Source organism: Labrys okinawensis, assembly GCF_047345005.1.
In the GTDB taxonomy this organism is placed as follows: domain Bacteria; phylum Pseudomonadota; class Alphaproteobacteria; order Rhizobiales; family Labraceae; genus Labrys; species Labrys okinawensis.
Genome location: NZ_CP178864.1, coordinates 4,408,111 through 4,421,156, shown reverse-complemented (window position 1 = coordinate 4,421,156; position 13,046 = coordinate 4,408,111). Strand labels below are relative to the sequence as shown.

Sequence of the window (13,046 nt, the reverse complement as noted above, 5' to 3'; positions counted from 1 at the left end):
CGAAAAACGATGCAGGGAAGGACGCCTCAGGCGGCAGCGACGAATGAGTCCACCACGCGCTTGCGGCCGGCCTTGTCGAAATCCACGGTGAGCTTGTTGCCGTCGATCTCTGCGACGTCCCCGTAGCCAAATTTCACATGGAATACGCGGTCGCCAACCTTGTGCACCGAGGCCGCGCCGGTGGAGCGGGCGACGAGTTCACCCTCGATGGTCAGCGGCTCGCGGCGCGGCGGGGGCTGAGTCGCCTTGAAGCCGGAGGCCATGTTCTCACGGGCGCGCTGCCAGCCCGGCGTCGAATAGGTCGAGCCGGCGAAGGGCTGGGCCTTGTCGAAGCGGCTCATGGCGAAGGCGCCGCCGGAGGAGTAGGAGCCGGAAGGCTCGACCACATCGACATGGGCGGCCGGCAGCTCGTCGACGAAACGCGAGGGCATCGTCGCCTGCCAGAGGCCGTGGATGCGGCGGTTGGAGGCGAACCATACCTTAGCCCGGCGGCGGGCGCGGGTGAGGCCGACATAGGCCAGGCGCCGCTCTTCCTCGAGGCCCGCCCGGCCATTCTCGTCAAGCGAGCGCTGGTGCGGGAACAGGCCCTCCTCCCAGCCGGGCAGGAAGACGGTGTCGTATTCGAGGCCCTTGGCGCCGTGCAGGGTGAGGATCGAGACCTTGTCCTCGCTGGCACCTTCCTCGCTGGCATCCATCACCAGCGAGATGTGCTCGAGGAAGCCGGCCATGTTCTCGAAGCTCTCCATGGAGCGTACGAGTTCCTTGAGGTTCTCGAGCCTCCCGGCGGCCTCGGCGGTGCGATCCTTCTGCCACATGTCGGTGTAGCCGGATTCCTCCAGGATCAATTCGGCAAGCTCCTGGTGACCCAGGACCTCGCTTTGCGCTGCCCAGCGCGCGAAGGAGGTCATCAGGTCGCGCAGGGTCTGCCGGGGCTTTGGCTTAAGCTCCTCCGTCTCCACCAGCACGCGGGCAGCCTGCATCATCGGCACGGTGTTGTGGCGGGCATAGTCGTGAAGGATCTGCACGGTGGCATCGCCGAGGCCGCGCTTGGGAACGTTGACGATGCGCTCGAAGGCAAGATCGTCGGCCGGCTGCATGGTTGCGCGGAAATAGGCCAGCGCATCGCGGATCTCTGCGCGCTCATAGAAGCGCGGGCCGCCGATGACGCGATAGGGCAGGCCGAGCGTGACGAAGCGGTCTTCGAATTCGCGCATCTGGAAGGAAGCGCGCACAAGGATGGCGATGTCGTTGAGGGCATGGCCCTTGCGCTGCAGCGTCTCGATCTCGTCACCGATGGCGCGGGCTTCCTCACCGGAATCCCAGGCGCCCGCAACGGTGACGCGCTCCCCTTCCACATCGTCGGTGAACAGCGTCTTGCCGAGGCGGCCTTCGTTGCGGGCGATGAGATGACCGGCAGCGCCCAGGATGTGGCCAGTTGATCGATAGTTGCGTTCTAGTCTAATTACCGTAGAATTCTGAAAATCCTTTTCAAACCGTAATATATTATCTACTTCTGCCCCTCGCCATCCGTAGATCGACTGGTCGTCGTCGCCAACGCAACATAGATTTACTTTATCACCTGCCGGTGCCTGCGAGAGTAGGCGCAACCAAAGATATTGGGCGACATTAGTGTCCTGGTATTCGTCCACCAGCATGAAGCGGAAGCGGCGATGATATTCGGCGAGCACGCCGGGGTTCTCGCGGAAGAGGCGGATGCATTCGAGCAGCAGGTCGCCGAAATCGGCGGCGTTCAGCGTCTTCAGGCGGGCCTGGTACGCAGCATAGAGTTCGCCGCCCTTGCCATTGGCGAAGGACATCGCCTCGCCGGCCGGTACCTGGGCGGGCGCAAGGCCGCGGTTCTTCCAGCTATCGATGGCATTGGCGAGCTGACGGGCGGGCCAGCGCTTCTCGTCGATACCGGCAGCCTCGATCACCTGTTTCATCAGGCGAACCTGGTCGTCGGTATCGAGGATGGTAAAATTGGACTTGAGGTCGACCAGTTCGGCATGGCGGCGCAGGATCTTCACGCCGATAGCGTGGAAGGTGCCGAGCCAGGGCATGCCCTCGACGCTCTGGCCGATCAGCACGCCGATGCGCTCGCGCATCTCGCGCGCCGCCTTGTTCGTGAATGTCACCGCCAGAATCTGGTGGGGCGCGGCCCGGCCGGTGGCAAGGATGTGGGCGATGCGCGTGGTGAGCACCCGTGTCTTGCCCGTGCCGGCGCCGGCCAGCACCAGGACGGGTCCATCGAGTGTCTCCACCGCCGCGCGCTGCTCGGGGTTGAGACCCTGCAGATAGGTGGCGGGCCTCGCCGCGGCCATTGCGCGCGCGGCAATGCCGCCGGCGGCCGGCTGGTGGGCGAGGGAAGGGGAACGCTCGTCGGACAAGGTGCGCTTTCGCGTGATTCTCGGATGGCGGATAATGGCTTAGATGGGGGGCTGCGTCGAGTTTTGGAAGCCTGGGAGGGCGGACGTCTCGTCCGCCGTTGAAGTAGTTCGGTCCACGAATGAAGCACGGGACGCTTTCCTGAACGCTTTCCTTTTTGCTTGCAGCGCTCCCGTTTCAAGGGCGGACGAGAACGTCCGCGCTCCCAGCTTGCGCTTCCTGCCCTTCCATGCAGCAATGCGTCACCCCGCCTTCGGATTCTCCTCCCATGATCAGCCTGTCGCTCCTGTTCGCAACCTTCCTCGCTGGCTTCATCTACACGATCGCGCCAGGCCCGGCCTTCCTTGCCCTGTTCACCCTCGGTGCGGCCAAGGGGCGACGGCCGGGGGCCTGGTTCATGACCGGACATCTGGTCGGCGATGTCACCTGGTCGGTGGCGGCACTGGCGGCGATCGTCGGGGTCAGCCAGATCGGGCCGGTGCTGTTCGACATCCTCGGCATCTGCTGCGGCGTCTACCTGATCTATATGGGCGTGCGGGCGATAACGATGCGCAAGGATGGCAAGGCGGCGGTGATCGGCGCCGACAGGCCGCTTCTGAACGGCGTGCTGTTCGGTCTCACCAATCCGAAATCCTATCCGGTAGCCTTCGCCACCTTCGGCGCGCTGGTGGCGCCCTATGGCTCGGCCATCACCTGGGGCGAGACGCCGGCCCTGATCGCCAGCGCCTTCCTCGGCTTCGTGGCGGCGGATCTCATCCTCTTTGTCGCTATCGGCCTTACGCCCGTGCGGCGCTTTTTCGCTCGCTATGGCGTGTGGGTGACGCGTGTCGTCGGCGTAGCCTTCGTGGGCTTCGGCGCGAAGTCGCTGTTCGACGGCGCGCGCGGCCTGGTTTCGGCGCGAGGGTAAATGGACTGGCGACCTCCGGTCGGCATCATGGATAGTTTAAGAGTTTGCCGGAATAGCTATTTCGACCTCGCTCCATCGGCGGCGTAAGCGGCATTTCCACACTTGGAACATTCGTCCTGCATCAGGGGTGCACGCCAGGGCGTCAGCCTTGGGCATGGCATTCTTCCAGCTCTTCCTCCGTGAATTCTGGCTGTTCGGCCTCAAGCAGGCTTCGGCTTGCCTGTTCGGCGGCTCGTTCCTGGCCCTCATCCTTGCAACGCGCTTCTATTATCCGGCGCAGCCCTGGCTCAGCCGCTACGACTTCCTGGTCTTCGCCGCATTCGGCATCCAGGGTCTGCTGCTGGTCCTGAAGCTCGAAACCTGGGAGGAGGCGGCGGTGATCGCCGTCTTCCATGTCGTTGGCACGATCATGGAGATCTACAAGACCTCCGTCGGCTCCTGGGCCTATCCGGAGGCAAGCGTGCTGAAAATCGGCCTGGTGCCGCTCTTCTCCGGCTTTCTCTATTCGGCGGTCGGCAGCTATATCGCCCGTGCCGCGAGGCTCTTCGATTTCCATTACAGCGCCTATCCCCGCATGCGCTGGACGCTTCTTCTGGCCGGACTGATCTATGTGAATTTCTTCACCCATCATTTCCTGCCGGATATCCGCCTCGGGCTGTTCGCCTGGATTGCCTGGCTGTTCCGGAACACACAGATCTATTTCACGGTGGATCGCGAGCGGCGCTCGATGCCGCTGCTGCTCGGCTTCTTCCTGGTGGCGCTGTTCATCTGGATTGCCGAAAATATCGGCACCTTCAGCCAGGTCTGGATCTATCCGAACCAGCATCGCGGCTTTGCGCTCGTCTCCTTCGGCAAGCTCGGCGCCTGGTATCTTCTGATGATCGTCAGCTTCGTGCTGGTTTCGCTGGTGCACAGGCCCGTATTGCTGCGTCGCCCGCTCGGCAAACTTATTGCCGGTTGATCGGCGCCGGCCGGCGGATGGCGCTGCCGATGATCTCGGGCGTCGGCAGATAGCCATGCGAGGAACGCATTTCTGCGAGATTGTCGATGATGTCGCCTGGGAAGGGGGCGACGCGCCGGGTCGCCAGATCAATATTGAGCGAGATCAGCTCACAGGTGGCCGAGACCCAGCCTTCGGTCGCGTGGCACAACTCTTCGTAGATATGCAGGCGCTTCTCGTCGTAGCCGACGAGTTGGAGGCGCACGCGCACGGGATCGTCGAGATGCAGTTCACGCTTGTAGATGACATGGACTTCTCCAGTGAAGAAGGACATGCCACGCTGCTCGATATAGTCTTCGCCCAAACCGACAAGCGACAGCGCTTCGCCGAGCGCGTTGTCGAACAGGACATGATAATAGGCCATGTTCAGATGGCCGTTATAATCGATCCAGTGCGGCTCTATGCGCATGGAGGAGGAGACGAAAGGCGCAAAGAACAGTGCTGGTAGCTTATTGGTGTCAAACATTTTCGCTCCCACGCAACAGATTTTCTTTTTGGGATCACGCGGGCCTGCAACCGATATTGGCACTCCTGACCCTGGTTGAGAGCAGACCCTCGCGCTGGCCTCTGAACTCAGTGTATGCAAAATGAACAATACCTCAAGAAAAAGCAGCATAATATGGTTGATTCTGGCGAAAATGCCCGGCGGTACACAGCCGATGACCTTGGATTAGTATACGACCGGCTCGCTACGCGTTTCGGATCTCGGTTTTCGACCGGCCAGGCGCTGCGCGATCAGCATGCCAGCGTCCTGACCTGGCTGCCGCCGCAGGCGCCCGATGGCGTGGTCTTTCCTGAAAGTGAGGCCGAGGTTGCCGAGATCGTGCGCGTGTGCGCCGACCATGACGTGCCCGTCATTCCCTACGGCACCGGTACCGGCCTCGAAGGGCACGTGAACGCGCCGGAGGGCGGCATCAGCATCGACACCAGCCGCATGAATGCGATCGTCGCCGTGCATGCCGAGGATCTCGACGCCGTGGTGCAGCCAGGCGTCACCCGCAAGCAGCTCAACGACTACCTGCGCGACCAGGGCCTGTTCTTCCCCATCGATCCCGGCGCCGATGCCTCGATCGGCGGCATGGCGGCCACGCGTGCCTCCGGCACCAATGCGGTGCGCTACGGCACGATGAAGGACAATGTCCTGTCGTTGCGCGCCGTGCTCGCCAATGGCGAGATCATCGCCACCGCGAGCCGGGCCAAGAAGAGTTCGGCCGGCTACGATCTGACGCGCCTTCTTGTCGGTTCGGAAGGCACGCTCGGGGTCATCACCGAAGTGACCTTGCGCCTGCATGGCATTCCCGAGGCGATCAGCGCCGGGATCTGCCCCTTCGCCACCGAGAAAGCGGCCTGCGATGCCGTGATCGCGACCATCCAGTCGGGCCTCGCGGTGGCGCGCATCGAATTGCTCGATGCCCTGATGGTGAAGGCGGCCAACGCCTATTCCGGCCTCGACCTGCCGGAGACGCCGATGTTGTTCCTGGAATTCCACGGCAGCGAGGCGGGCGTTGCCGAGCAGGCGGAGCGTTTCGGCGAGATTGCAGCAGACTGTGGCGGCGGCCCTTTCTCCTGGGCCACCAAGCCGGAGGAGCGCACCAAGCTTTGGACCGCCCGTCACAACGCCTACTGGTCGGGCGCTGCCCTGAGGCCGGGCGGACGGAGCGTGGCGACCGATGTCTGCGTGCCGCTGTCGCGTCTGGCCGAATGCGTGGCCGAGACGCGCCGCGACATCGACGAGACCGGATTGATCGCCCCCATCGTGGGCCATGTCGGCGACGGCAATTTCCATGTCCAGCCGATCATCGACGTCGATGATCCCCGAGAAGTAAGGGCATGCGAGGCCTTCCTGGAACGCATGGTGACGCGCGCCCTTGCCATGGGGGGAACCTGCACCGGCGAGCATGGGGTGGGACAGGGCAAGCGCAAATATCTCAAGGCAGAGCACGGCGAAGCGGCGCTCGCCGCCATGAGGGCGATCAAGCAGGCGCTCGATCCCAAGGGTATCATGAACCCGGGGAAGATCTTTCCGGATTGAGTTGGCGGGGGATGAGCGGTTCTACGAAGTCCGCAACGCGGGGAAACCGGATGGCGCCTGGCATCCCCGGGCCTTCGGTCCGCAGGCATGGGTCCGCCGGCATGACAGATCAGTCGCTTACAGGGGGCGAACGAACCAGCCCCTGGATTCAGTAGGACCGACCCCACAGCCAACCCTTTGAAAGGGTGTCCTCATCATTTCCATGGGCTGGACATGCAACAGGCGGGTGTTCTCCCTATAAACACCCGCCTGCCGCAAATTCTGTCCTGTCATTGGCACTCTCCTTCGGGGATCCGGCTCCCAGCGAGACCGGAACGCATCGTCAGAAAATGCCACTTGCTATGGCGTAACCACCACGGGCTGGCCAATAGCCTTTGTTCCTTCAGTAGCATCCTTCGGCTTGACACGAACGATGATCGGCATTGTCAACCCCGAGGGGACCGGCCGGCCATCGAGATAGCCTGCCTGCTGAGTCTGCTTGTCCACTGAAAGAAACACCAGCATATTTGCCGCCGCAACACGACTGGTCGGTTCACTCCGGGCCAACGGATTTTGGATCGTGTGAACGCCAACCGTGTAGAAGCCTGCGCCGAAAACGCCCAACGCCAATGCGACTCCGGCGGAGCTGATCAAGCGTAACATTGCGTACCCACCTCACTGAAAGCGAGAGATACCGTTCCTCTATTGACGCGACGCTGTTATGACGGTGGTCACTAAATCGACCACCCCTATCCCGGGGATCCCTCTTTTTATTGTGGGATCATCCGGAAACAGCCCAACCGGCTCATGCTTTTGCATTTATCCCGGTATCCATTTTAATAGCACAAAATTTCTGCCAGCCTTAATGAAATCTAAAGTTTTGGTGAAAATGTGAACTGCGCCCGCTTCTTGTGCAGATCACACTTTCTTCCTGTTGATAGTTTCGATTTGTCTCAATTATCGCGTATGGTCCGAGGATTGGATGAGATTCACGAAGGGGCCCAATGCCAGGGAGTTCCGTGCTCCTAGGGCAGGTATGATTGTGGGCTGAAGGAAAGGAAGTTCGGCGTGCGCGAGGCGCTCACCGTTGTTGGTTTCTTGTTGATCCTGGCGTTTGCGGCCCTGTTTACCGCGCCGCTCTATATGGATTGGAACGCCTGGCGCGACGATATTGGCGCACGCCTGTCCGAGCATTTCGGTACGCCCGTGATCATCAAGGGCGCGATTCAGGCGCGGCTCCTGCCTCAGCCCTGGCTCTCTCTCGGCGATGTCTCGATCGGCGACCCCTATGGTTCCACCAAGCTGAAGGTGGCGGGGATCGACGGAGATGTCAGCCTTGGAGGCCTGCTGCGCGGTGATATCGAACTGTCGAATGTCGTGGTCCGCAGCCCGGAATTGACCATCATCGCCGATGACCGGGGGCTGGTCGCGCCGCTCTCTCAGAATTCGGTTTCGCTCGACGCGGCTGTCGAAAGCTTCGAGCTCAACGACGGTTCGCTCCATTACATCAACAAGGCCGATGGCCAGAACATAACGCTGTCGGGAATTAATCTCGTGGGCGAGGGTGGCTCGGTTTTCGGCCCTTACAAGGCCGAAGGTGGCGTCCAGTTTGCTGGCGTCCCCCATACTGTCAAGCTGGCCACCGGCACGGCCGACAAGAGTGGGCTGCATCTGCGCCTCACCATCGTGCCGGCCGACAAGCCGGTGACCCTCGATCTGGACGGTGAGATCAAGCTTGCGGATGGCAAGCCGACCTTCGTTGGCAATGCGATGCTGATGCGGCCGCTCGTCGCCACCAAGGGCAATGGCGGTGACACATCGGCCGACGCTTCGGGCGAAAACCAGACGCCCTGGAGCGTGAGCGGTCCGGTCGCCGCTTCGCCGGCCGGCTTGATCTCCGACAAGGTCGCGGTCCAGATCGGGCCCGATGAGAGCTCGCTCAAGCTGGGCGGCACGTTGAACATATCGTTCGGCACCCGCACTGTGCTGGATAGCACGCTGTCGGGCAAGCAATTGCAACTCGACCGTTTCGCCGGCATCGGCCCGGACCAGCGTCTGCCGCCGGCCGCCGTGCTGACGCGGCTCGTCAAGGCCATGCCAAGCTTTGCCGATCTCTCGGCCTCCTCGCATCTCGATCTGTCGGTGCAGGGCCTCATGCTCGGCAGCGAACTGATGAGCAATGCCCGCGTCAGCCTTCGCATGAACGACGGCAAGCTGCAGGTCGATCGCCTTGAGGCCGATCTGCCCGGCCAGTCGCATCTTTTGCTTGCGGGTGACGTGAATGACGACGGCGGCGGCTTCAAGGGCAATCTCAGCCTGAATTCCAACCGCGCCACCGGCCTGATCGGCTGGCTCCAGGGCCAGCCCGTGCTCGGCCGGCCGGATGCCGCCAAGAAGCTGACCTTGCAGGCAAACCTGACGGCAGATGCCGACAAGGTGGGCCTCTCCCAATTGACGCTCGCGGTCGATGATGCCGCCGTCAAGGGGGAGCTTGCCTGGAGCCGTCTTGCGCACGGGCGGGCCGCTGGCCGCGTCGAAGCCAATCTTGCCGCACAACGCATCGACCTCGATGCGTTGCCTTCCGTCGCGGCCTTGCTACCTGGCAGTGGCGATATTTTCAGCGAAGCCGATATCAGGCTTCAGGCCCAGGAATTGGCGCTTGCCGGCATAGAAGCCAAGTCTGTCAGCGGTCATATCAAGGCCGGTGGGAAGCTGATCGCCCTCGAGGACGTGGTGGTGAACGATCTCGGCGGCGCTAATCTCACCGCGAACGGCCACATCGACAATATAGGCGTGCTGCCGCAGGGCGAAATCCGCGTCAGCTTGAATGGACGTGACCTGACGGGTCTTGCCGCCACGCTGAAGCGCAGTGCCCTGCCGCCCTTCTGGGTCAATGCCTTTGCTGACCGGGCCCCATCGCTTTCGCCCGCGAACGGCAACCTCGTCATCGCCTTTGGCAATTCGGAGCGCTATTCGGTCGATGGCAAGTTCGGCGGCAGTGTCATCCAGCTCGATACCGATCTCGGCAGCCGGTCCCGCCAGTCCGCGATCGCCGTGAAGCTGAAGGCGGACAGCCTCGACGTAGCGACGCTGTTGCGCCAGGCGGGGCTTGCCCTTGCCGTAGCCAACATTCCCGGCCGTGCCGCACTCGACCTGAACCTGTCCGGCGTGCCCGGCGGGGCAATGAGCTGGACCGCCGCCTTCAAGGGCGTCGGCCTTGATATCGGTGGCAAGGGCCAGATGACCGGATCTTTCGAGGCGCCGGCTTTCGATGGACAAATAACCGCCGGGACGGATGACATCCTCGCGCCCGCCCGGCTTTTCGGCGTGGCGCTGCCAGGCGTGATGCCGGCGCAGGGCGTGACGCTCTCCTCTGGGATGCACATGAGGGCAGGGCGCTTTGCCTTCGACAATCTGTTCGGCACGCTGCTCGGCATGCCGGTGAGCGGTTCGCTCACGGTCAATCCCGGCAAGCCGCTGCGCCTTGATGGCCAGTTGAGCTTCGCGGAAGCCGATGGCCAGGTCCTGGGCTCCCTGCTGGCGGGCGCGGATCTCGGCGCCGGCAATGCCAGTGGCAATGCCTTCTCGGACGAGGCATTCGGGCCGACCGCCCTCGACAATCTGGCCGGGCACCTGAGTGTCTCTGCCCAGGCCCTGCAGCTGTCGCATCGACTGCCCGATCTCAGCGATGCAAAGGGAGAAGTGAGCTTCGGCCCGCGGTCCGTTGCCATAGACAATTTCACTGCCAGCATTGGTGGGGGCACCGTCACCGGCGCCTTGCAGCTCTCGCGGGCCGCACTCGATACCGCCGTCACGGGCCGCTTCAGCCTGCAGAATGTCGATCTCAGGACGCCGGATGTCAGCGGCAGGCTGAATGCGGGCCTCGACTTCCAGGGAACGGGGCGTTCGGCTGATGGCCTGATGTCATCACTGACGGGCGGCGGCACATTGGAACTGAAAGAGCCGGTGCTGTCGGGCCTTTCGGAGAATGCCTTCAATGAAACGGTCTCCGCTGTCGATGGCGGCCTTGCCAACGATCCCTCGCATGTGAAGCCTGCTTTCATGCGAAGCCTTGCCGGTGAGGCGCTGAATGTCAGCCCGATCACCGGCAATGTGTCGCTCGCAGGCGGCATTCTGCGCCTCTCGTCCACACGCACTGCCTCGGCCAACAGCACGGTGACGTTATCGGGCCTTCTCGACCTTTCCGACCTGACCGTGAAGAGCGATGTAGCACTGATGCCGGCCGATATTGCCGACGGCTTCGGCGGCCCGTCGCCTTCCATCCCCGTGCAGATCCGTGGCGCGATCGACAATCTGCAACGCGATGTCGATGTCTCCAGCCTGATAGCCTGGCTGAGCATCAGGGGTGCCGAGCAGCAGGCGCGCAAGCTCGAACAGCTGGAGGCGCAGCGCCAGGCTGAAGAGAAGGCTGCCGACGAAGCTCGCCGTGCCGAAGCGGCCCAGATGCAGAAGGCGATCGACGCCGCCCGCCTCAAGGTCCTGCTGCAATCTCCCGGGCCGGCAGGCCCGCCCAAGGACCAACTCCCCCCTGCGGCGGTGGGGCCCGCACCGGCGCCGGTGCCGCAGATCGGCGGACGGGGCGCTCCCATTATGAAGATGCCATCCCTCAACAGTTTGCCGGCGACACCGGTGGTGCCCGCACCGACCACCGTGATGCCGGCACCGAGCGTTCCAAGCGCCGGACCACAATCGCCCGGTACTCCGGCACAGCCTGCGGCGCAGTGAGATGTGCGGACCCGGTCTGCAGTCGGAGCCGTCACTCGGTGCGTGGGGCGTGATGGGAAAAGGTCAAGGGCGTGGGGAGCCCCATGGCGGTTTGGGGAAAGGTCCACGACGGCTTTAGCGGTGGAACAAGAATACGATCTTTTCGATTTCGAACGATCCAATGGACTTGCGTGCGAGGTCGGCAAGTTGTTCTGCCTCAAATGCGCGAATGGAATGGGGAATGGGCAGGCGTGACGGCCTGGCTCAACCGCGACGAACGTTGTCGAGCACGAAGAGGCGGATCGCCGAAGAGAGATTTCCCTGTGCGCGCGTGGCATCGATTTCGGCTACGACGTCCGAGAGTGTCAGGTCACGTTTGGCGGCGAGCTCCTTCAACGCATCCCAAAACGCATCCTCCAGCGACACACTCGTCTTGTGCCCAGCGATCACGATCGAACGTTTTACAACCTTGCTCTTCATAGCAGCCAATCACTCTTCAATCCTGGGCCCCCGCCGGTGTTGTTCGAGATGTTTATCAGCATCTCTCTTATCCGCTTTAAGCCTTTCTTTTTGCGCTCGAGACAACCCATGTACTGTGCGGTTCCGAACAGCCTCCTGCTCAGCGTTCCTCTTTGCCCGAGCCTTGCGAGCTCTCTTCAAATTTACAATCTCAGCCATAAACTTACCTGAAAGGAATTTTCTCCCGAATGAGTAATTCTGCTGCTACCCCAGGCTACGCAGCTTACCCCATATAATGGTTGATAAAAAACGACCGTTTGGTCATTCTTTATCTCCTGTGATCATAGGTGCAAGGCTGATTGCATCCTCAATTGCCCTTTTGTCCATTATTTTCGCTGCCATTACTTCTTTAAGTAGCGTGGTACCGCTCCGGTCGGCAGCCTTCGTAATATGAGCAGCCTCATCATAACCTATGATCGGCGCGAGCGCGGTCATCAGCACCAGGGATCGCGAGTCGAGGTCACTGATTCGCGCAGCGTCCGTGGGAAGATCGACGACGGAATGTTCAATAAAACTGACGGTGGCATCAGCCAAAAGGCGTATAGACTGCCACATCGCCCCAGTGATGACCGGTTTGACGACGTCCAGCTCCCGCTGACCTTGGCTGCCGGCGAGAGTTACACTGGCATGGGTGTCGAGCACTCGCACGCTAACCGCGGTGATCGCCTCGCATTGAGTGGGGTTGGCCTTGCCCGGCACGAGCGGCGTCAAGTCCGCCAGCCCTGCCTCCACGCGCCGGATGCTGTGACTGACCTGCGCGGCGTAGTCTGAGAATTCCTGCCCTGGCGACAGCGGCCTCACGTCCCGGAGGTGTGTGCGGCCGGCCTTGACAAAGCCCCCTAAGCTTTCAGCCTCGCTTTCCCGTACCTCGGCGAGCCCCACCATTGCGGGTAGCACCCTCGCTTCGATCTCGACGGCGGCAACATGCATGACGGTCCGAATGGTGTCGTTGGATGATTGGCCGCCATCGACATGGTCATCAGGATGAACGGGCCTTCTCGGCCCGATTATGCCGCCGAGCCTTTCGATGGCCCGGTTGGAGATGACCTCGTTGGCGTTCATGTTGGTCTGCCTGCCCGAACCCGTCTGCCAGACCACGAGGGGAACTCATCGTCGAGCCTTGCCATTCGCAACCTCGCGCTCCATGCGCTCGATTGCTTTCGCAAACGTGCTTGGAGCGCGCCAAGTTCCCGCCTGGCGCACGCCGCGGCGAATTTTGTTAGCCCAAGCGAGTGAAGGAGCGGGCGCAGCATCCTCTCGCCACTGATGCAGAAGTTCTGCAGGGGGCTCCCGGTCTGGGCGCTGGAGCAAAGCGCGTTGAAGCGTAGACGCTGTCTTGCTTCGACGTGCCCTTGTGATTCTCGCTGCTTCAGTCAAATCGCCAACGCAACAGCGATGCGCGATCGGAACATCGACGCCGCCGAAGGATCCGCTTTCCAAGCGGATCACCGGCGCGTGCCTGTTCATCGCCGTGTCCCGCCTGACTTAACAATATTTCT

The 13,046-nt window shown here is 62.2% G+C and carries 10 protein-coding genes; 4 read left to right on the top strand and 6 right to left on the bottom strand.

The annotated features are described in order from the left end of the window. Positions 1-26: 26 nt before the first annotated feature. The gene (locus ACMDCR_RS20715) at positions 27-2,387 is read right to left on the bottom strand and encodes an ATP-dependent helicase (protein ID WP_413988427.1); all 2,361 of its coding nucleotides are present in this window, start codon (positions 2,385-2,387) and stop codon (positions 27-29) included. A 266-nt stretch (positions 2,388-2,653) separates the two neighbouring features. Here ACMDCR_RS20715 and ACMDCR_RS20710 point away from each other — a divergent pair, with 266 nt between their 5' ends. Beyond that, positions 2,654-3,292, top strand: a complete 639-nt coding sequence (locus ACMDCR_RS20710) for a LysE family translocator (protein ID WP_413988426.1) — start codon at positions 2,654-2,656, stop codon at positions 3,290-3,292. Between the two features lie 154 nt (positions 3,293-3,446). Then, complete coding sequence (locus ACMDCR_RS20705; RefSeq protein WP_413993682.1) at positions 3,447-4,253, top strand: DUF817 domain-containing protein; 807 nt, start codon at positions 3,447-3,449, stop codon at positions 4,251-4,253. Here the strand turns inward: ACMDCR_RS20705 and ACMDCR_RS20700 are convergent. Then, positions 4,240-4,758 carry a thioesterase family protein gene (locus ACMDCR_RS20700; protein WP_413988425.1) on the bottom strand — a complete coding sequence of 173 codons (519 nt, stop codon included), beginning with the start codon at positions 4,756-4,758 and terminating at the stop codon, positions 4,240-4,242. The genes ACMDCR_RS20705 and ACMDCR_RS20700 overlap by 14 nt on opposite strands. 153 nt (positions 4,759-4,911) lie before the next feature. Between ACMDCR_RS20700 and ACMDCR_RS20695 the strand changes: the two genes are divergently transcribed. Continuing rightward, a complete protein-coding gene (locus ACMDCR_RS20695; RefSeq protein ID WP_413988424.1) occupies positions 4,912-6,324 on the top strand; it encodes an FAD-binding oxidoreductase in 1,413 nt (470 codons plus the stop codon). Between the two features lie 339 nt (positions 6,325-6,663). On the opposite strand, the gene ACMDCR_RS20690 is transcribed toward ACMDCR_RS20695, so the two are convergent. Next, positions 6,664-6,966 (bottom strand): hypothetical protein, encoded by a 303-nt coding sequence (locus tag ACMDCR_RS20690; protein WP_413988423.1) that lies wholly within the window; start codon positions 6,964-6,966, stop codon positions 6,664-6,666. Positions 6,967-7,371: 405 nt separating this feature from the next. On the opposite strand from ACMDCR_RS20690, the gene ACMDCR_RS20685 reads away from it, so the two are divergent. Then, the gene (locus ACMDCR_RS20685; RefSeq protein ID WP_413988422.1) at positions 7,372-11,049 is read left to right on the top strand and encodes an AsmA family protein; all 3,678 of its coding nucleotides are present in this window, start codon (positions 7,372-7,374) and stop codon (positions 11,047-11,049) included. 243 nt (positions 11,050-11,292) lie between these two features. On the opposite strand, the gene ACMDCR_RS20680 is transcribed toward ACMDCR_RS20685, so the two are convergent. From ACMDCR_RS20680 to ACMDCR_RS20670, 3 genes are all read right to left on the bottom strand, one after another. Next, positions 11,293-11,508 (bottom strand): ribbon-helix-helix domain-containing protein, encoded by a 216-nt coding sequence (locus tag ACMDCR_RS20680; protein WP_413988421.1) that lies wholly within the window; start codon positions 11,506-11,508, stop codon positions 11,293-11,295. A 9-nt stretch (positions 11,509-11,517) separates the two neighbouring features. After that, positions 11,518-11,706 carry a DUF4169 family protein gene (locus ACMDCR_RS20675; RefSeq protein WP_413988420.1) on the bottom strand — a complete coding sequence of 63 codons (189 nt, stop codon included), beginning with the start codon at positions 11,704-11,706 and terminating at the stop codon, positions 11,518-11,520. Positions 11,707-11,808: 102 nt separating this feature from the next. Beyond that, positions 11,809-12,609, bottom strand: coding sequence for a lyase family protein (locus ACMDCR_RS20670; RefSeq protein WP_413988419.1), 801 nt, complete (start codon positions 12,607-12,609; stop codon positions 11,809-11,811). Positions 12,610-13,046: the final 437 nt, after the last annotated feature.